16 protein-coding genes are annotated in these 20,294 nt (G+C 63.3%); 5 read left to right on the forward strand and 11 right to left on the reverse strand.

What is annotated here, in order from left to right:
- Positions 1-109 precede the first annotated feature (109 nt).
- The 6 genes from BMI88_RS16535 to recA form a co-directional block, all read right to left on the reverse strand.
- On the reverse strand, positions 110-874 hold the full coding sequence (locus BMI88_RS16535; protein ID WP_078550493.1) for a squalene/phytoene synthase family protein: 765 nt from the start codon (positions 872-874) through the stop codon (positions 110-112).
- Complete coding sequence (gene cimA, locus BMI88_RS16540; protein WP_078550495.1) at positions 871-2,493, reverse strand: citramalate synthase; 1,623 nt, start codon at positions 2,491-2,493, stop codon at positions 871-873. The genes BMI88_RS16535 and cimA overlap by 4 nt, the downstream gene beginning before the upstream one ends.
- 130 nt (positions 2,494-2,623) lie before the next feature.
- On the reverse strand, positions 2,624-4,063 hold the full coding sequence (gene cysS / locus BMI88_RS16545; protein ID WP_078550497.1) for a cysteine--tRNA ligase: 1,440 nt from the start codon (positions 4,061-4,063) through the stop codon (positions 2,624-2,626).
- Between the two features lie 258 nt (positions 4,064-4,321).
- Positions 4,322-4,627: a DUF1330 domain-containing protein gene (locus BMI88_RS16550; RefSeq protein ID WP_078550499.1), complete on the reverse strand. Its 306-nt coding sequence runs from the start codon at positions 4,625-4,627 to the stop codon at positions 4,322-4,324.
- Positions 4,627-7,281 (reverse strand): alanine--tRNA ligase, encoded by a 2,655-nt coding sequence (alaS, locus tag BMI88_RS16555; protein WP_078550719.1) that lies wholly within the window; start codon positions 7,279-7,281, stop codon positions 4,627-4,629. Before alaS ends, BMI88_RS16550 begins: the two co-directional genes overlap by 1 nt.
- 125 nt (positions 7,282-7,406) lie before the next feature.
- Positions 7,407-8,474 carry a recombinase RecA gene (recA, locus tag BMI88_RS16560; RefSeq protein WP_078550501.1) on the reverse strand — a complete coding sequence of 356 codons (1,068 nt, stop codon included), beginning with the start codon at positions 8,472-8,474 and terminating at the stop codon, positions 7,407-7,409.
- Between the two features lie 215 nt (positions 8,475-8,689).
- Here recA and BMI88_RS16565 point away from each other — a divergent pair, with 215 nt between their 5' ends.
- Complete coding sequence (locus tag BMI88_RS16565) at positions 8,690-9,292, forward strand: hypothetical protein (protein ID WP_078550503.1); 603 nt, start codon at positions 8,690-8,692, stop codon at positions 9,290-9,292.
- Here BMI88_RS16565 and BMI88_RS16570 read toward each other — a convergent pair.
- Both BMI88_RS16570 and BMI88_RS16575 read right to left on the reverse strand, forming a co-directional pair.
- Positions 9,284-11,650: an ATP-binding protein gene (locus BMI88_RS16570; RefSeq protein ID WP_078550721.1), complete on the reverse strand. Its 2,367-nt coding sequence runs from the start codon at positions 11,648-11,650 to the stop codon at positions 9,284-9,286. The two genes, BMI88_RS16565 and BMI88_RS16570, sit on opposite strands and share 9 nt — an antisense overlap.
- A gap of 153 nt (positions 11,651-11,803) precedes the next feature.
- Positions 11,804-12,964, reverse strand: coding sequence for an RsmB/NOP family class I SAM-dependent RNA methyltransferase (locus BMI88_RS16575; protein ID WP_078550505.1), 1,161 nt, complete (start codon positions 12,962-12,964; stop codon positions 11,804-11,806).
- A 230-nt stretch (positions 12,965-13,194) separates the two neighbouring features.
- Here BMI88_RS16575 and BMI88_RS16580 point away from each other — a divergent pair, with 230 nt between their 5' ends.
- From BMI88_RS16580 to BMI88_RS16595, 4 genes are all read left to right on the forward strand, one after another.
- Positions 13,195-13,584, forward strand: coding sequence for a TadE/TadG family type IV pilus assembly protein (locus BMI88_RS16580; protein WP_158522156.1), 390 nt, complete (start codon positions 13,195-13,197; stop codon positions 13,582-13,584).
- A 1-nt stretch (position 13,585) separates the two neighbouring features.
- On the forward strand, positions 13,586-14,932 hold the full coding sequence (locus BMI88_RS16585; RefSeq protein ID WP_168174009.1) for a pilus assembly protein TadG-related protein: 1,347 nt from the start codon (positions 13,586-13,588) through the stop codon (positions 14,930-14,932).
- Positions 14,933-15,045: 113 nt separating this feature from the next.
- Positions 15,046-15,741 (forward strand): sulfotransferase, encoded by a 696-nt coding sequence (locus BMI88_RS16590; RefSeq protein ID WP_078550511.1) that lies wholly within the window; start codon positions 15,046-15,048, stop codon positions 15,739-15,741.
- A gap of 72 nt (positions 15,742-15,813) precedes the next feature.
- Positions 15,814-16,626, forward strand: a complete 813-nt coding sequence (locus BMI88_RS16595; RefSeq protein WP_078550513.1) for a glycosyl transferase — start codon at positions 15,814-15,816, stop codon at positions 16,624-16,626.
- Here the strand turns inward: BMI88_RS16595 and BMI88_RS16600 are convergent.
- The 3 genes from BMI88_RS16600 to BMI88_RS16610 form a co-directional block, all read right to left on the reverse strand.
- Positions 16,623-17,528 carry a glycosyltransferase family 92 protein gene (locus tag BMI88_RS16600; protein ID WP_078550515.1) on the reverse strand — a complete coding sequence of 302 codons (906 nt, stop codon included), beginning with the start codon at positions 17,526-17,528 and terminating at the stop codon, positions 16,623-16,625. The two genes, BMI88_RS16595 and BMI88_RS16600, sit on opposite strands and share 4 nt — an antisense overlap.
- A gap of 39 nt (positions 17,529-17,567) precedes the next feature.
- Positions 17,568-19,784, reverse strand: coding sequence for a polysaccharide biosynthesis tyrosine autokinase (locus BMI88_RS16605; RefSeq protein ID WP_246831912.1), 2,217 nt, complete (start codon positions 19,782-19,784; stop codon positions 17,568-17,570).
- Positions 19,785-19,845: 61 nt separating this feature from the next.
- Positions 19,846-20,292: a low molecular weight protein-tyrosine-phosphatase gene (locus BMI88_RS16610; protein ID WP_078550517.1), complete on the reverse strand. Its 447-nt coding sequence runs from the start codon at positions 20,290-20,292 to the stop codon at positions 19,846-19,848.
- Between the last annotated feature and the right edge of the window lie 2 nt (positions 20,293-20,294).

Consider the following 20,294-nt stretch of genomic DNA (forward strand, 5'->3'; position numbering starts at 1 on the left):
AACAGCGACAACGACCCGACCTATCGGGGCAACCGCGTTCACCATCGGGCGAAGAGTTGAAGATTCCTCTAATTTCCGGAAATTTCCCGCACGCTGGCCCCCAAGTGGCTCAGACGCCAAGCAGCGCGGCGCGCAAAAGTCCCGATCTGCGGCGGAATTCCGACAGCGCCAGCGCGCCCGGTGCCAGCGGGTCTTCTATTTCGCGCGCGCGCGCGAGCAGCGCCCGGGCCTGCCATCCCGGTAGGAGTGCCGCCTTGGCCGGTCCCAGACGCAGCTTGCGGGCGGGCTCCAGTCGCGCTTGGCCTTCCGCCGCGAGCTGATGCAGCGTTGCAATGTCCGGCGTGGCAAGGGGGGGACGGCCCCGCGCGGCGAGATCGGACCAAGCCTGCAGGAGCGCCGCAAGACCGGCGCCGGCACCGAAACTGCGCACGGTGATTTCCGCGTCTTCGGGCGCGCCAAGGGCTTCGGCGGCGGCCCAGTAAAGCGCGCCGGAAGTCTGATCGAGATAGGCCCAAAGGCTTGAAATATCGTCGAAAGGATCGGGCCAGCAATCGGCACGACGGGCTTCGGCCGCGGCAATCAAATGGCGCGCGGGTTGTGCCACCGAGACAAGCGCCGGGCCGATCTCATGCGGCGGTTCGCGGCCCTCGGACAGAGCCTCCAGCGCATCGACCCACCATTGCAGGCGCATCTCGGCGACCATCGGCTCTGACGACGCCCAGGGCGCACGCGCGATTTCCAGATTGGCGGCGTAGAGCGGCCAGAGGCGGTCACGCAGCTCCGCAGGCGCAGCCATCGTGGCGGCGAACCGGTCGGGATCGCCCTGACGCACGGCCTCGGCTGCCGCTTGAAGAGACGCGGCCAGATCGCTCATGCCGGTTTCGCCCCGTCGCGCATCAGCTTCCAGATCATCGCGTCGAGCAGCGCCTCGAAACTCGCGTCCACTATGTTCGGCGACACGCCCACGGTCGACCAGCGCTGGCCCGCATCGTCTTCGCTGTCGATGATGACGCGGGTGACGGCCTCGGTGCCGCCTTGCGTGATACGGACGCGGAAATCGACCAGTTTCATGTCGTCGATCAGGCTCTGATAGGGGCCGAGATCCTTCGACAGCGCTTTCGAGAGCGCATTCACCGGGCCGCGGTCGTGGCCCTGCTCGTCCATGCTTTCCGAGACAGAAAGCATCTTCTTCCCGCCGACTTTGACCACCACGACCGCCTCGGAAATCGAGACCATCTTGTCGTAGCGGTTCTTGCGCCGCTCCACCGTGACCTTGTAGCGCTTCACCTCGAAGAACTTCGGCAATTGCCCCAGCTCGGCCCGCGCGAGCAGTTCGAAACTCGCTTGCGCCCCGTCATAGGCATAGCCCTGATCTTCGCGCTCCTTGATCAGATCGAGGATGCGGGCGAGGCGCGGATCGTCCTTCGCGACCTCGATCCCCATGCCCTTGAGCCGCGCGCGCAGGTTCGACTGGCCCGCCTGATTGGACATCGGGATGAGGCGCGTGTTCCCCACCACGGCGGGATCGATATGCTCGTAAGTGTCTGGATTTTTTAGGATCGCCGAGGCATGCAGCCCCGCCTTATGGGTGAAGGCCGAGGCACCCACATAGGGCGCGGAGCGCAGCGGCACCCGGTTCAGGATATCGTCGAGCTTTCGCGAGAGCTTGGTGATGTCGCGCAGGCTTTCGGGCGCGATCCCGATGTCGAGCGTCGAGGCGTAGGGCTCTTTCAGCAGAAGCGTCGGGATCAGCGTGATCAGATTCGCATTGCCGCAGCGCTCGCCGAGACCGTTGAGCGTGCCCTGAATCTGGCGCGCACCGGCCTCGATGGCCGCGAGGCTGCCTGCCACGGCGTTGCCGGTGTCGTCATGGCAATGGATGCCGAGACGGTCGCCGGGAATGCCCGCCGCGATCACCGCTTCAACGATCTTGCCGATCTCGCCCGGCAGCGTGCCGCCATTGGTGTCGCACAGAACGATCCAGCGCGCGCCGGCCTCATAGGCCGCGCGGCAGCACTCCAGCGCATAGTCGGGGTTCGCCTTGTAGCCGTCGAAGAAATGCTCGGCGTCGAACAGCGCCTCGCGACCTTGCGCCACCATATGCGCAACCGAGGCGCGGATATTCTCGAGGTTTTCCTCCAGCGTGATCCCGAGCGCGGTGGTTACGTGGTAGTCATGCGTCTTGCCGACGAGGCAGACCGCGGGCGTATTCGCGTTCATCACGCCTGCCAGCACGTCGTCATTCGCGGCCGAGCGCCCTGCCCGCTTGGTCATCCCGAATGCGGTGAACGTCGCGCGCGTCTCGGGCCGCGCATCGAAGAAATCGCTGTCGGTCGGGTTCGCCCCGGGCCAGCCGCCTTCGATATAGTCGATGCCGATCGCGTCGAGCGCCTTGGCGATCTCGATCTTCTCCGGCACCGAGAATTGGACGCCCGCCGATTGCTGCCCGTCACGCAGGGTCGTGTCGTAGAGATAGAGGCGTTGTTTGGTCATTGGTTGCCTCCGTCGAGGTTACGTTCCGCCTGGCGGCACGCCGGGCCGCGCCCGACCCGCCCCCCAGGGCGGGCGCGATTGCGCCCTCCCTCGGGTCCGGCGCGCCCCTTGTTACTGTAACCGCGCACCATCACAGGCCCTCCAGCTTGGCGGGGTCGAAGTCCGGACCGGGCAGCAATTCCACCCCGGCCTTCGACATGCGGACCTCGACGCCTGCGGCGACGAGCGCCTGTTTCATTGCATCGACCGGCGCGAAATCTTTGGTTTCCATGGCATTCGCACGCAAAGCCGCGAGCTTGTCTGCGAGGTAGAAAAGCCCATCTTCTTGCGCCCGAAGCACATTGATTCGAATTTGAAGATCATCGAGAGAAATTAAACCAATAAAATCTATCGCTCGCGCCATCTCATCGACCGTGTTCTTCGAAGCGGCTAACTTCTCGATCGCAATCAAAGCAGCATAAGTATTGAGATCGTGAGCCAAAGCCTCAATGACACTAGCGGGCGGCGGCAATTGACGCGCGCGCTCAAAATCACAAAACATTTCCGCGCGCCTTACGAAATGAGCGATCCGATTAGCTGCGTCAGAAGCTTTAAGAGCCGTCCAATCCATCGGCTTCGTATAATGCGTCTGCAGGAACACGAAGCGGATCACCTCGCCCGGAATACCCTTCTCGCCATCGTGGCCGTCGAGCAGATCGCGCACGGTGAAGAAATTGCCCAGGGACTTGGACATCTTCTTGCCCTCGACCTGCAGCATCTCGTTATGCAGCCAGTAATTCGCGAAGGAGCCCTCGGGATGGGCGCAACAGCTTTGCGCGATCTCGTTCTCGTGGTGCGGGAATTGCAGGTCTATGCCGCCGCCATGGATGTCGAACGACGCACCGAGCAGCTCGTAAGACATGGCCGAGCACTCGATATGCCAGCCCGGACGACCCCGGCCCCACGGGCTCTCCCAGCCCGGCAGCCCCTCGTCGGAAGGCTTCCAGAGCACGAAATCCATCGGGTCTTCCTTGAAGGGCGCGACCTCGACACGAGCACCCGCCATCATGTCGTCGACCGTCCGACCGGACAGCGCGCCGTAATCCTTGTAGCTGCGCACCCGGAACAAAACATGCCCCTCGGCGGCATAGGCGTGACCATCTTCGATCAGCGTCTCGATCATCGCGATCATCGCGCCGATGTAGTCGGTCGCGCGCGGTTCCTGATCGGGACGCAAGGCGCCGAGCGCATCCATGTCGGCATGATACCAGCCGATGGTTTCCTCGGTCCGCGCGCGGATCAGCTCTTCCAGCGACCCTTCGGCCCCGGCTTCCTTGCGCGCGAGCGCCGTCGCGTTGATCTTGTCATCCACATCCGTAAAATTGCGCACATAGGTGACGTGCTCCGGTCCGTAGACATGGCGCAGCAACCGGTAGAGCACATCGAACACCACCACCGGGCGGGCGTTGCCGAGATGCGCGCGGTCGTAAACGGTCGGGCCGCAGAGATACATCCGCACGTTGTCGGCATCGATCGGACGAAAATCCTCGACTTTCCGGGTCAGGGAATTGCGCAAACGGATCTGGGTCATGTGTCCTCGCAAAGGGTCGGCGGCACCTGCCGGCGGGCTTACAAGGTCATGAGAAATTTGGAAAGAGAAGACCAGCCCGCGTGACGTATGTCAGCGGATAATGCAGCAGATGATGATGGTCTTCGTGGTCATGGCGGTAGCATAGGACGCAGCGCGCCCGAAGGTCCAGAGCAAAAACGACCGGGTGCAACGTCATAGAAAAAGGCGGCCGGAGCCGCCTTCTAAATGTTTTCCGATCAATGCCTTACAGGCCGCTCTTCACTTGATTTCGACGTCGTCCATCGCCTCGACGATCATCAGGTCACGCTCGGATGCGCCTTTGGCATGGGCGAGCGCCGCCTGATACTCGTCGGAGTAGTAGCAGGTCTCGGCCGCTTCCAGCGACGGGAACCATGCGACGACGTTGCGCGCGCGGTCATTGCCTTCGAGCTGCACATAGCGCGCGCCACGGGCGAGGAAGCGCCCGCCATGTTTCGCGATCGCGGGGCCCGCGCCCTCGGCGTATTTGCCATAGGCCTCGTCGTCGAGCACCTTCACATGGGCGATCCAGAATGCGCCTGCCATTACAATCCCTCCAAAACAGTTTTCACGGCCGCAATGGCCTCATCGGCTTTCGACGGATCGGCCCCGCCGGCTTGCGCCATATCGGGACGACCGCCGCCGCCTTTGCCGCCAAGCGCCTGCGCTGCGGCTTTCACCAGATCGACCGCGCTGACACGCTCGGTCAGGTCCTTGGTCACGCCAGCCGCCACGGCCGCCTTGCCGCCCGCATCGGCCACCACGAGGATCACGCCAGAGCCGACATTCTCCTTCAGCTCGTCCACGATTCCGGGAAGGTCCTTGCCGGTCACACCGGACACGACTTGAGGAACGAACTTCAAGCCGTTGATTTCGCGGATCTCCGGACCACCGGAGGCACCGCCGCCCATCGCGAGTTCGCGACGCAGCTGCGCGATCTCATTGGCCTGCGCCTTGCGCTCGTCGAGGATCGCCTGCAGACGTCCGAGCAGATCGGCCTCGGAGGTTTTCACCAGCCCTTCGATCTCGCCCAGCAGCTTGTCACGGCGGCGCAGTTCGGCCATCGCGATATCACCAGTCAGCGCCTCGATCCGACGCACGCCCGACGAGGACGCGCTTTCGCCGGTCAGGACGAAGGTGCCGATATCGCCGGTCCGCTTCACATGGGTGCCGCCGCAAAGTTCGAGCGAATAGACATTCCCGTTCGTGCCTTTGCCGGAATTGGCCAGCTCGCCCATCGAGACGACACGGACCTCATCGCCGTATTTCTCGCCGAACAGCGCCTGCGCGCCCAGATCGCGCGCGTCATCCGGCGTCATGATCCGAGTATCGACCTGCGTGTTTTGGCGAATGAATTCATTCACTTCGCGTTCGATCTTCGCGACTTCCTCAGCCGAGAGCGCCTTGTTGTGCGAGAAGTCGAAGCGCAGACGGTCCTCGGCATTGAGCGAGCCGCGTTGGGCCACGTGATCACCCAACGTGCGGCGCAGCGCCTCGTGCAGCAGGTGCGTGGCCGAGTGGTTCGCGCGGATCGCGCTGCGGCGGGCGTGATCGACTTCGAGCTTCGCGCCCTGCCCCTTGGCAATCTCGCCCTCGGTGACGCGCGCGAAATGGATGAAGACACCTGCGACTTTCTTGGTGTCGGTGACTTCGGCTTTACCCGTCTCGGTCACGATCCACCCGCGATCGCCGACCTGACCGCCGCTTTCGGCGTAGAACGGGGTCTGGTTGACCACGATCTGCACTTCGCCGTTCGCTTTGCCAATCTCGGCCCCGTCGGTCACGAGCGCGGTGATCTGACCTTCGGCGGTCTCGGTGTCGTAGCCGAGGAATTCGGTCGCGCCGAGCTTTTCGGACAGGTCGAACCAGATAGCGGCATTGGCCGCCTCGCCGGTCCCGGACCAGCTGGCGCGCGCTTTGGCCTTCTGCTCTTCCATCGCGGCGTCGAACCCTTCGGTATCGACTTCGCGCTCACGTTCGCGCAGCGCATCCTGCGTCAGGTCGAGCGGGAACCCGAACGTGTCATAGAGTTTGAATGCAGTCTCACCCGGTAGCCTCTCCCCTTCGGGCAGGTCCACAAGCGCCTCGTCGAGCAGTTTGAGGCCGCGATCGAGCGTGGTCTTGAAGCGGGTTTCCTCGCCCAGAAGCGTCTCTTCGATCAGCGCCTGCGCGCGGCCAAGCTCGGGGTAAGCCACCCCCATCTCGCGGATCAGCGACGGCACGAGACGGTGCATCACCGGGTCTTTCGCGCCCAGCAGGTGCGCGTGACGCATCGCCCGGCGCATGATCCGGCGCAGGACGTAGCCACGCCCATCCGCCGAGGGCATCACGCCATCCGCGATCAGGAACGAGGTCGACCGCAGGTGATCCGCGATCACACGGTGATGCACGTTGCCCGGCCCGTCCGGCGCACCATCGGTCGCGTTGGCCGAAGCCTCGATCAGGTGGCGCATCAGGTCGGTGTCATAGTTGTCGTGCTTGCCCTGCAGCAGCGCGCCGATCCGCTCGAGCCCCATGCCCGTGTCGATCGACTGCATGTCGAGCGCGCGCATCGAGCCGTCCTCGAACTGCTCGTTCTGCATGAAAACGAGATTCCAGATCTCGATGAACCGGTCGCCATCTTCCTCGGGCGAGCCGGGCGGGCCGCCCCAGATATGATCGCCGTGATCGAAGAAAATCTCGGTGCAGGGACCGCAGGGACCGGTCGGGCCCATTTGCCAGAAGTTGTCCGAGGTCGGGATACGGATAATCTTCTCGTCGGGCAGGCCTGCGACCTTCTTCCAGATATTCGCCGCCTCGTCATCGGTGTGGTAGACTGTGACCAGCAGCTTGTCCTTCGGAATGTCGAAATCCTTGGTCAGCAGCTCCCAGGCGAACGGGATCGCGTCTTCCTTGAAATAATCCCCGAAGGAGAAATTCCCCAGCATCTCGAAGAACGTATGGTGGCGCGCGGTGTAGCCGACATTGTCGAGATCGTTGTGCTTGCCGCCGGCGCGCACGCATTTCTGCGCGGTCGTTGCGCGGTTGTACTCGCGCTTCTCCACCCCGGTGAAGCAGTTCTTGAACTGCACCATGCCGGAATTGGTGAACATCAGCGTCGGGTCGTTGCGCGGAACGAGGGGCGAGCTGTCAACGACGCGGTGGTCGTTACGCTCAAAGTAATTAAGGAAAGTGGAGCGGATTTCGTTAAGGCTGGGCATATCGTCCTGTCTCGCCTGATCGGGCATGTTCGCACCCGTTTAACGCCGCCCCTTGCCCCTGTCCAGCAATCGCAAAAAGGCCGGGAGACGACGCTCCCGGCCTTTGCATGAATTTGCGGTGACGATCAGTCTTCGGTCAGCGCGTCATCTTCGGACATTTTGTCGAATTCGAGCCCGTGGCTGGCGCGAATCTTGTCTTCGATCTCATAGGCGACATCGGGGTGTTCGCGCAGGAAAGTCTTCGCGTTTTCACGGCCTTGGCCGATGCGTTCGTCCCCGTAGGAATACCAGGCGCCAGCCTTGTCGACGACCCCGGCCTTGACGCCCAGATCAACCAGCTCGCCCATCTTCGAGATGCCCTCGCCATACATGATATCGAACTCGACCTGCTTGAACGGCGGGGCCACCTTGTTCTTCACCACTTTCACGCGGGTCTGGTTGCCCACCACCTCATCGCGATCCTTGATCGAGCCGATGCGGCGGATGTCGAGGCGCACGGAGGCGTAGAATTTCAGCGCGTTGCCGCCCGACGTCGTCTCCGGCGAACCGAACATCACGCCAATCTTCATCCGGATCTGGTTAATGAAGATCACCATGCAATTCGAACGCCCGATCGAGGCGGTCAGCTTGCGCATCGCCTGGCTCATCAGGCGGGCCTGCGCACCCACGGTGTGATCGCCCATATCGCCTTCGATTTCGGCCTTCGGCGTCAGCGCCGCGACCGAGTCGACCACGACGAGGCTGACCGCGCCGGAACGCACCAGCGTGTCGACGATTTCCAGCGCCTGCTCGCCTGCGTCGGGCTGCGAGATCAGCAACTCGTCGAGATCGACGCCAAGCTTGCGCGCATATTGCGGATCAAGCGCGTGTTCAGCGTCGACGAAGGCGCAGACGCCGCCCTTCTTCTGCTCTTCCGCGATCGCGTGCAGCGTCAGCGTCGTCTTGCCCGAGCTTTCCGGGCCATAGATCTCGACGATCCGGCCTTTCGGCAGTCCGCCGATGCCAAGCGCGATATCGAGGCCCAGCGAACCGGTCGAGGTCGCTTCGATTTCCCGCGCGGGCGTGTCGCCGCCGAGCTTCATGATCGAGCCTTTGCCGAATTGCCGCTCGATCTGCGCCAGCGCCGAGTCGAGCGCCTTTTGCTTGTCTGCCTTGGGAGATTTATCCATATCGAAAAGCTTCGCTACTGCCATTTGTCCGCTTCCTTATTTCACAGCGACGGCTGGTCGGCAATGCGACGCCCTCGCGCGGATGTTCACCTCATGTTCTGATCGCACTATGCGCACAGAACGTGAACATTACAACAAAATTTTCCACAACTCACTGAACCGCCAATTCGGTTAAGAAACGGTTTACCCGCGTCGGCCGAATGATTATCACCGGCTCAGTTAGGAGCTGACCCGCCAAGATGCTGATTTTCTGGAAACAAAAACTCGTTTTTCTCGCCACGCCCAAGGCAGGTTCCTCTGCGGTCGAGACAGCGCTGGAGTCGCTGGCCGACGTCGCACTGACCCGTCCGGCTGTTCTCAAACACGCCTCGGCCCGCGATTTCCAGGATCATCTTGCGCCGTTGCTGTCGTCGAAGACCGAGGCCAGTTTCACCACGGTCGCGCTGATGCGTGAGCCGCTCGACTGGTTGCGGTCGCTCTATCGCTTTCGGCTACGCGATTTGATCGAGGAGAGCGACATTTCAGCCGGCTATTCCTTCGAACAGTTCGCGCGCGATTACATCGAGGACCCGCGCGCAGGCTTCAGCGATGTGCCCAGTCAGGCCGCGTTCCTTTGTGATGATGCGGGCACGCCGCTGGTGGACCGGATTTTTCCCTATGAACGGATCGAGGATTTCGTGCATTTTCTCGAAGATGAACTCGGCTTCGCAATCACCCTGCCCCGCGTAAACGTCCCCCCGGCGGTCGAGACCGGGCTCGCGCCCGAGACCGAGGCTGCGCTGCGGGTCGCGATGCAGGACGATCTTGCGCTCTATGATCGGGTCACCCGCGCCTTAGCGTGAGAGCAAGTCCTGCACCGTCGCGGTCAACTCGCTCAGCGAGAACGGTTTCGGCAGGAAGACCGAATCCGGTACGGGGGAAGTTCCGTTCTGGAACACTTCCTCTGCATAGCCCGACATGAAGACCGTGCGCGTGCCCGGCCGCGCCTCGAGCGCGCGGCTGACCCAGCTTGGCCCATCGAGCCCGGGCATGATTACGTCGGTGACGAAGATATCGACCTGCAAATCCGCATCTTCGAGCAGTTCCAGCGCCTCTTCCGCGCTCTCGGCCTCCAGCACGGTGTAGCCGCACAGCTTGAGCGCGCGCGCGGCGAAGGCGCGAACCGGGGGCTCGTCCTCGACCAGAAGCACGGTTGCCTCGGCGGCAATGGCCCGGTTCACCTTTGTCGCGAGCGGCGCACCCTCCGCTTTGGGCACGACTGCAGCCGTCCTAGGGTCGCGCGGGGCAGTTCGCGCCTCCGCCGCATCGCCGTCGGCGCGCGGCGTATCGCTTTCGTCACCAGCGTCATAGGCGGGCAAAAGGATCGTGAAACTCGTTCCTGTCCCGATGACGGAATCACAGAAGATATACCCGCCGGTTTGTTTCACGATGCCGTAGGCCGTAGAAAGACCCAGCCCCGTGCCCTCGCCAGTGCGTTTGGTGGTGAAGAAGGGCTCGAAAATCTTGCTTAATTTATCGGCCGCGATACCGGTACCGGTATCGGTGACCTTGATCGCAACATAGTCGCCTTTGGGCACCGCCACGCGGTCGCGGGTGCGGTTTTCAGCAAGGTGCACCGCGTCGGTCTCGATCCGGATCTCGCCCCCGCCGGGCATCGCGTCGCGGGCGTTCACCACGAGGTTCATGATGACTTGTTCGAGCTGCCGTTTGTCCGCGCGGACCCGTCCGGGATCGCTTTCGTGCTTGACGCTTAGCGCGACCTTCTCGCCAACCAGCCGGTTGAGCAGATGGGTCAGATCGGAAAGCGTGTCGCGCAGATCAAGGATCTCAGGCTTCAGCGTCTGCTTGCGCGAGAAGGCTAGCAATTGTCCCACCAGTGCGGCCGCGCGATTGGCATTCTGGCTGATCTGATCGAGATCGGCATAGTCTCCATCGCCCTTGTCGTGGCGCAGCATCAGCAGGTCGCAATGACCCGAAATCGCGGTGAGCAGGTTGTTGAAATCATGCGCGACACCGCCTGCCAGCTGACCGATCGCCTGCATCTTCTGGCTTTGCACGAATTGCGCTTCGAGCGTCTTGAGCTGCGTCGCGTCGGACAGCACGGCGAGCAGCCCCGCACGCCCGTTTTCCACGATCCGCGAGAGTGTGACCTGAAGAAAGACCTCCTTGTCGCCGCGCCGAGCGCGTAGCACCTCGGGACGGCCATCGGCGCGGCCTGCGAGCGCGTCGTTCACCCAATCCGAGACTGGCCGCCCGAGCCCTTCGAGGAGGTCGGCAAGGCGGGTCTGAGGCTCGATCCCGCCAAGGAGGCCACGCGCGGCACGATTGGCTGCGCGCACCCGACCATGGGCCGACAGGCGCAACATAGCGACCGGCAGCGCCTCGAAATTCGCGCCTTCTTCGGCAGAGCGCGGCCCACCGATCGGCAGCAGATAAACCTCGGATCGGCCGCCCACGCCTTCAAGCTGGGCCACGACCGCGGTAACGGGGCCGTCCTCTCCCTTGATCTCGTGCTCTTCGCCCGAGCGCAGCGGCAGATCGGTGAAGATGCGATCGAGGGAGCGCACCCGCTCCCCCACGAGCCGCCGCAGCGCCTCGTTCATGAACAGAATCGTGCCGCCCTTGGAGACGGTAAGCATCGGCAGGCTGATCGTTTCCGCACCACGCCCGCCAATCGCCCGTTCGGCCATATCCTCGAGCCGCCAGAGAAAATCGCCAGAGCCGATACGGTGCACGGAGAGCCGCAGATGGCCGCGCCGGGTCACTAGATCCTCGCGCGCGGCCCCCGTCGCCTCTGCCTTGCTTTGCAGGCGGCGCAACACCGCGCCCGGATCGGCGAAGAGTTCCGCCAGGGTCCGCGCCAAGCCCTGCCCGCCGCGCGAGCCGAACCGCTCCACGGCGGCGCGGTTCTGATAGCCGATCTCGCCCTCGGGATCCGTGGTAAAACTCGGCGCGGCGTCATGGGCGATGAAATTCGCGAGCGTTTCCTGCTGTCGTGAGCGCCGCCTTCGGTCCTGCGCCAAGGCCAGTCGCAGCCAAGCGGCCGTGATCACGAGCGTCCCCGCGACAGAGAACATGGCCCAGGTCACCACCTCATCGGGCATCACGAAGGCAATCGCCGCCGCAATTCCCGCTGCAAGCAGCAAATAGACCGCACCCGGCGCCAGCGCCGCCATCGTCTTCGAGAGTGGCTGCAGCATCAATTCGTTCCGCCCCACGCTCGCCTCCCTGCCTGACAGATCGGCCCCATAGCGCGGTAAAATAATTAAAACCCAATTAACGCGACTAGACTTTCAACTGACGATTGAGTCAATCACGCAGCCGTGATCCGGGCGGCAAAAGTGGCAGAAAAATCAGAGCTGGAGCTGGGCGACGAAAAACCCGTCGCCACCGGAGAGCGGCGTGAATTGCCGCTGCGACACGAGCTCGCAGCCGTGACGCGTCACGAAATCGGTGATCTGCGCGCCATTCTCGACCGAAAGAAGCGAGCACGTCATGTAGACCAATCGTCCGCCCGGAGCGACGAGGTCGCGGGCGACGTCGAGAATTTCGCTCTGCAGGGCGACGAGTTCGGTCAGACGGGCGGCACTCAGACGCCATTTCGCATCCGGCGTGCGGCGCCAGGTCCCCGAACCCGAACAGGGCGCATCGACCAAGACGAGGTCATAGCCCGTCCCCGGATCGCCCGGCGCACGCATGGCCACTTCCGTCCCGGCCCGTTGCGCACGGACGGGCAGATCGCGCATCCGCCCCGCATCAATGTCATGCGCCGCGATCTTGGCCCCGGGACAGGCCGCGGCCAGCGCCAGCGCCTTGCCCCCGCCACCCGCGCAATAATCGAGCACGCGTTGACCCGCCGCGATCGGGACGGACGCGATTGCCGCTTGCGACGCCGCATCCTGCAACTCCACCAGACCGTTCGTGTAAGCCTCAGCCTGCTGAATGCGCCGCGCGCCCTCGCCAAGCTCCAGCGCGGTCTCTGCGAGCGGATGCGGGAACGCCTCGATCCCGTCCTTCGCGAGCGCCGCGATCGCCTCGGCACGGTCCGCTTTCGCAATATTGACGCGCAAGAAGACCGGCGCGCGGGCGCGCATCGCCTCGGAAATCTCGCCAAAGTCGGGCCCAAGATCGGCGGCAAGCTGGTCGCGCAGCCAATCGGGCCAGTCCAATTGCGCAATAGCGTCGGGCAAAGGCTCGGACAGGGCCGCGCGCTCCTCTTCCGTGAGAGGCGCGGGCGCAAAGCCCTCGCCCGTGAAGATCGTTACGGGATCGGTGCCCTGCAAGCGGAGCAGCCCGGCGACCAAGGCGCGTCCCTGCGCCCCGCCCCCGGCAAGCGCGGCACTGGCCTTGCAGCGCAACACATCGAAGACGTGATCGCGGATCGCCGCGCGGTCCTTGGAACCCGCGAACCGGTGGCCGCGCGCCCAATTGGTCAGCGCACGCTCAGCCACCTCGCCCGTCTGGATGCGGTCGAGAATATCGATGGCGGCGGCATAGCGCGCGGCGGGCGTCATGGGCGAGCTCCGAATTATGCTGTGGTCTGGGGGCGTTGTAGGCGGCGCCGGGGACCGGCGCAACGTCGCGCTGCAAAGACCGCAGCCCGAAGCATCGCGCGCCCAAATGTGTCGATTCCGATCAATTTCAGCCCCATTTTCGCAATTTCGCCATATTTACGCCGCGGTAGTTTCGCTTTTTGCAACTGGAGATAGTTAATCAACCGTTTTCAACCATGGGGCGTCCTGTCTTGAAGCGTTTAAAGAGTTTCTTCTCCGCCGAAGACGGCGCCACAACGATCGAAGCATTGCTCTGGCTGCCGTTGTTTATCGGGATGCTCGCCGCGACCGTCGACGTTTCCCTCATCTTCAACGCACAGTCACGGATCCTCGGTATCGTGCAGGATGTCGATCGCGCCTACTCGGTCGGGCGGTTCGAGAATGACGAGGACACGATGGCGCGTCTGCGCGCCCTGCTGCCCTATGACGAAAATACATACACGGTCGACACGCAAGTCACCGACGGGATCATCGAGACCCGCGTCACGATCCCGATGTCCGAACTCGTCGCTACAGGTCTTTTCACCAGAGTTCTCAACATGGACCTCACGGTCCACGACTACCGCTACATGGAGTCCTGACATGAACCGCGTAACGATTACCGATTTTACCGCTGAAGAAGATGGCATGATCACGCAGCTTTCGCTGTTCTGGACGATCCTGTTCCTCGCTGTCGGCAGTCTCGCGCTCGACGTCTCGAACGGCTATCGCAATCGGGTGGTGATGCAGGACGCGGCCGATGCAGCGGCGCTCGGTGCGATGTACCTCTCATCCGACCCGCTGATCACCAAAGACGAGGCGAAGACCCGTGCGGCCCAGCTGGCGCATTCCAACCTCGCCTCCGATGACGGGACTTCGGTGATCACCAAAGACGACGTGACCTTCGGCTATTACGATGCGACCAATCACCGCTTCGTCACGGATTACGCCGAAGACCTCGATCTGAGCCCGGCCGTCCGCGTGATGGCCCATCGCACGACCGAGCGTGCGAACGCCGCACCCACCTTCTTCGGCAAGGTGATCGGTCAGGACGGTTGGCAAATCAACACCGGCGCCGTGGCCGAAGCCTATCAGCCCGCCTGCCTCACCGAAGGTCTGGCCGCAAAAGGCGTGATCGACCTGCAATCGGGCAACAGCTTCGCTTCGGGCTTCTGCCTCTATGCGGCGCAATATGTTTCGCTCAATCAGAACAACCTCTTCGAGAGCGGCGCGATCGTGTCGATGCCCGACACCAGCAAGCTCGACATTCCCGCCTCGGGCTTCACGAAGAATGACGGGCTGCAAGAGGCGCTGCGCACCTCCTTCTACAAGCTGCGCGTGCTCGACCGGATTCCGAAAATCATCCAGTCCATGCGGGACGGCACCGGCTACTTGCCGGCCTATATCACGAACAGAACCCCGACGGTCCTTACCGGAACGAAGCTTGAAACTACCGATTTCACCCCCGGCAATCTCTATGTGCTCGACTGCAATTCGAGCGTGACGATCTCGGTGCCGAGCAAGGTCGACGACACTGTGACGACCGATCCCGCCGTGATCTCGGAAGTCGCTGTGATCGCGGATTGCCCGGTGAAATTCGGCAATGGCGTTGCACTCGAAAACGCGATCTTCGCGAACACCTCGACCGACGATCGTAGCTTCTCGGCTCCGCAGGGGCTGCGCATTGGGCGCGATGACAATTGCGCACCTGACGGCGGCGCGAAACTGATCACTATGGGCGGTGTCTCCTCGGCAGCGAAAATCTCGTTCTTCGGCGGCCAGATCCTCGCGGTGAAGGATGTGAGCTTCTCGGCGCAGGCCGACGGGATCGAAGGCGTCGCGATTGTCTCCGGCGGCAAGATCGACGGCACCTCCAATTCGCGTTTCGGTCATTGCGATACTGGAATGGAAGGCAATATCGAGATGAGCTACTTCCGTCTGCGGATGTAACCGGCTTGCGGCGGATCGCCAGACGCGCAAAGCGCGATTGAAACGATCTGCCCAAGATGGGATAGGAGAGGCTAGGCTATCGCCGCTCCTGTCTCACCCGCTCCGAGGTCGCCATGCAAGATCGCGCCGCTTCCGCGCAACCGCACGCCCTGCCGCGCGTCGTCGCAATCGGTTTCAACAAATGCGGCACGCGCTCGCTGGCAGAGTTGTTCCGCGCCGCGGGTCACCCCACCGTTCACCACAAGATCCGCGAAGGCCGCCCGGTGCCGCGCCGCATCGGCCGGGTGATGCGCGAGAACCTCGCCGCCGGGCGCAAGGTCTTCACCAGCGCCGAGGATTTCACCTTCTATTGCGACCTGATCTACAGTGACGGCACCGTGACCTGGGAAGGTGCAACGGCGTTCCGCGAGATCCTGCGCGACTATCCGGACACGATCCTGCTGTTGAACTTCCGCGACCGCGAGGGCTGGATCGCGTCGCGCCTCAAACATGGCCATGGCGAGTTTGCCAAACGCGAACTGGCTGCACGGGGGCTGACCGATCTCGAGGCGTTGAAGGATCAATGGCGCGCGGAATGGGATGCGCATCTGGCCGATGTGCGCGCCTATATGGCCGACAAGCCGGATCAATACGTGGAATTCGATCTCGACAATGACAGCGCCGACGACCTCGCGGCCCGCCTGCCCGCCTATGGGCTCGATGCGGCGGATCTGCAGGATATCGGACGCACGCGCGGCAAGAAGATGCACCCGCTCAAGCGCTTGGCGAAAAAGCTCAACGCCCATCTGCGGCCGCGCTTCTTCCGCTGACCGCTCCGATCCGCGATTGCACGGCCCCGCCCGCTGGGGCTATTGAGGGCGCGTAACTCAAAAAGGTGTCGCATGAAGAAACAGATCATCTGTATCCGCTGGGGCGAGAAATACGGCGTCGATTACGTCAACCGCCTCTATGGGATGGTCGCGCGCCATGTGACGCCGCCCTTCGATTTCTACTGCTTCACCGACACGTTCGAAGGGCTCGATCCCGGCATCACCGCGATGCCGCTGCCCGAACTCGATTGCGACATGCCCAATGTTCGTCAGGGCATCTGGGGCAAGTCGCGGCTGTGGCGCTCGGATCTGGGCGGGCTGTCGGGGCCGGTGCTGTTTCTCGACCTCGACGTGGTCGTGACCGGCAATCTCGATGCGATGTTCGAGTACGGCGACCCCGATGACGTGATCCTGACCCGCAACCCGAACACCCCGTTCGAGCGGCTGGGCCAGACCTCGCTCTACCGTTTCCCGATCGGCAAGCTGGCGCCGTTGCGCGAGGAATTCCTCGCCGATCCGCAGGGCACAGCGGAGAAATACGTCTTCGAGCAGCGTTTCGTGACACGGCGCACGCCGGGTGGCGTGAAGTTCTGGCCGAAGGGCTGGGTCGCGACCTTCAAGTGGCATTGCATCCGGCAATTCCCGATCAACTTCTTCGCGCCGCCGAAACTGCCGAAGGATGCGAAAGTCGTGATCTTCCCCGGCGGGCTGAACCCGATCGACGCGATCGAGGGGCGCTGGAACAGCCGCTCGACCCATATGGCGCCGATGGAGCATGTGAAGGCAGGCCTGCGCGGTGAGCGGGACGGATCGATGCTGCGCCACCTGCGGCATTTCCTCTGGCCCACGAAATGGGTCGAGGAGAACTGGCGCAAGGATCCTTAACCGGTGATCCCGAGGCGCGCGGCCAGATCGCGGGCGCGCGTATCCTCGACCGTATCGGCCTCGACGCTGTTGACCGTGCGCATCACCTTGCGCCGATAGGCCTCGCGCTTGGCCACAAGGTTCGGCCCGCGCGCGATCTTGGCCTCCAGATCGGCTTTCGAGCGCGTGTAATAATGGTTCAGCTGCACGGCGGTGGTGGAGTAGAACTCCGGCTTGTCGCGCGCGCTCATGTCGGATTTCACCCCCGCGTCGTTCCACGTTGCCTGCCCGCCCTCGGTCTCCATCGAATGAACGCGCAGCGCCGTCAGGCGGCAAGGATCGACGAGCATCTTGAACGCCCTCAGCCCCGGCGCATCGCCCATCGGATCGCGCGCACGGGTGGTGAAATTGGCGAGCATCCCACCCTCAGGCGTCGTGTCATGGCCAGAGAAGCCGAACATGTGCCACGGCAGCGAGACATTCGGGATATCGCCCAGAGGCGCAAGTGCGGCGTTCAGATCGTCGCCCGCGGTCGGGATCAGGAATTCGTCCACGTCGATGAAGGCCATCCAGCGGTGATCGCCGCCGAAATTCCCCGCCGCATGCGCGTAGGCGAGCACCTGATTGTGGATTTCGCGCCCGAGACGGATATCGCTGAGCCGCTGCGCCCAGGGAATGATCGTGAGCGCCTCGGGCGGCAGCGTGTCCTGCAACACCGCGCGGGTCTCGTCCGTGCTTGCGTCATCATAGATCACGAAATGCCGCACGCCTGCCGCATGGTGGAACCGAGCCCATTCGCCGATGAACCGCGCCTCGTTGCGCACGATCGCGGCGATGGCGATGCCGTGACGGTCCGGACGCGGCTCGGGCGTGGTGATCCCGAGCTTCGAGATTTTCGCCCGGCCCAGCAGTTTTCGCAGCATTCGCGCCTCCCGTCCGAGTCACGAACGGGACGCCCCCGCTCAATCGTCGGATTTGTAGCTGTAGCGGTAGTTATAATGATATTGGTAATGGCCGCCATAGCGCTCACTCGCCTCGGCCTTGAAGCCGTTGAGGACCGCACCGGTAATCGACGTGCCCGCCGCTTCGAAGCTCGCCTGCACCGCGCGCACCGCGCCCTGCATCGTCTCGAGATGGCGCGCGACCGCGATGCTCGCGCCGACGGAGCGCCCGATCACCACTGGGTCGGTCACGGCCAGCGCGGGCGGAGCGTCGACGATGATCAGATCGAATTCACTGTCGAGTTGGCGCAGCATGGTCCCGAACTCGGCCCGCATCAGCAGCTCGGACGGGTTCGGCGGATAACGGCCCGAAGTGATGACCTTCAGCCCCTCGACCGGCCCGTCGCGCATCACCTCGGCCAGCGATTTTTCATGGCCGAGATAGTCGGAGAGGCCTTCAGCCGTTTTCGGCAGATGCAGGAAGCGCGCGAGGTAGCCTTTGCGCATATCCGCATCGATCACGCAGACCCGCTGCCCCGCCTGCGCCGCGACCACGGCGAGGTTGATCGACATGAATGTCTTGCCGACGCCCGGCGCGGCGGAGGTGATCTGGATCGAGTTGGTCTGCGCATCCAGCAGCCCAAAATGCAACGAGGTGCGCAAGGAGCGCAGCGCCTCGGTCGCGACCGCCTCGGGGTGCTCCAATGCGAAGATCGGCAGGTCCCCCTTGCGGTTGCGCAGATCCGCGGCTTCCTGTGCGAAGGGCACGGTTGCGAAGACCGGGAGGCCGAGCGCCTCGATCTCTTCGGCGCCCTTGATCCCCCGGCGCAGCGCGCGACGGATCAGCACGATGGCCGCCCCGATGATCAGGCCGAGGATGGCGGCGAGGGCCACGATCCGCGATTTGCGCGGCGCGACCGGAATCGTGCTCGCATAGGCTTTGTCGATCACGCGCACCGATCCCACCGTGGAGGCGCGCACAACCTTCAGTTCCTGCGAGCGGTTCAGCAGCTGCGTGTAGACCTGCTGCGCCACTTCGAGATTGCGCTGCAGGTTGAAGATGTCCTTCTGCGTCTCCGGCAGGCCTTGGGTCGCCTTCTTCGCCTGATCCAGCTGCGCCTGCAGTTCTTTGCGGTTCTGCAGCAGCGCCTGATAGGCCGGGTGATTGACCGTGTACTGGTTCTTCAGCTCCGCCTCTTTCAGATCAAGCGCGGAGAGTTCGCCTTCGATCTTGGTGACGCGTTCCAGCAGGGCCTGCGTCTCGTATTTGACGTCGACCGATTTTTGCTTCTGACGATAGGCATTCAGCGCCTGCTCCGCGTCGGACACGTTTTGGCGGGCGTCGGGAAGCTGCTTCTCGATGAAATCGAGGCTGTTCTCGGCGGAGGCCGAGTTGCGCTCGATATTCTGTTCCACGAAGGAGGTCGCGATCGCATTCAGGATCGCTTCGGCCCGCTGCCGATCGGTGTCCTGATACGAGGTCTGAAGGATGTTCGAGCCGCGCGGACTTTCGGAGACCGAGAAATTCTCCTTCATCGTCTTGATCGCGGCGTTGAGAGACTGCCGCCCGACGTAGAATTCCCGTCCGGTCGGGGCATCCATCGACGCCACGGCCAAGGTAAAATCGCCATCACGCGCCGTGATCTCATGACCCACCGTGCCAGCGAGATCGGTCCCGTCCGGCAGAGTGACTTCGTAGCTATGCGCACCGGTGACGCGCAGGTCGATCATCTCGCCGAGCCACTGCTCCGGCACCTTCATGCGCCCGATCTGAAGGCTCTCATTGCCCCATTGATACTGATCGAGCAGTCCCGGATCGGGCAGATGCAGATTGGTCGGCAGCAGACCGATCACCGGCAAGCGCTGCGGGATCACGAAGTTCTGCAGATTGAGCTTGTTGGCCGCCTCCCCCAGAACGAGCCGCGAAGACATGATCGCGATCTGGGTTTCCGCCTCCGATTTGCCGCCACCGTCGCTGCCGAGAATGTCCTGCATCGAGGTCGGGAGTGCCGCCAACGCGTTTTGCGATTGCTCGAGCTGCAGGAGACCGGTGGCCTGATAGATCACCGGTTTGCGCAGCGCGATGAAGGCACCGAGAACGACAGCGACGACGAAAGCCAGCGCGATCCATTTCCAGCCCGCCAGAAGCGCGCCAGCCAGCGCCATCAGGTCGATCTCGTCATCCTCGACTTCGGGCTGCGCGGCATGTTTCTGCGTCATTTCGGAAATTTGCTTCATCTGTCCCGTTCAAACTCTCAAATGCTTATTCAAAACCGCGCCTATGCTGCCGTGACGCGGATCAACGTTTCGGTGCGAGCCGCGAGACCCATGCCTCGCTCGCCGCGGAAATCTCGGTGAAGGCCTTGCGATGGGCGTCGATCGGTTCCCGGTACGGGTCGGCGATCCCCTTGCCCCCCATCCACTGATCGAACAGCATCACCCGCCCGCCCAGTTGCGGCGCGCGGCGCGAGATTTCGCGCTTGTGGCCCGCCTCCATCACGAGGATCAATTCGTGCTCGGCACCGATCTCGGCGGTGAACTGGCGCGCAACGTGACCGTCGAGGCTCAGCCCGTGTTCCGCCGCGACTTCGCTCATGGTCCTGTCCGCGCTCGCGCCAACAACCGCGCCGATGCCCGCCGAGCTGACCTTGCAGTCCGGCAGGGCCGCGGCCAGAAGCCGTTCGCCCACCGGGGAGCGGCAGATATTGCCGACGCAGACGACGAGGATGGATCCGACTTTCGCCATGG

The organism is Thioclava sp. F36-6, assembly GCF_002020305.1.
GTDB classification, from domain to species: Bacteria; Pseudomonadota; Alphaproteobacteria; order Rhodobacterales; family Rhodobacteraceae; genus Thioclava; species Thioclava sediminum.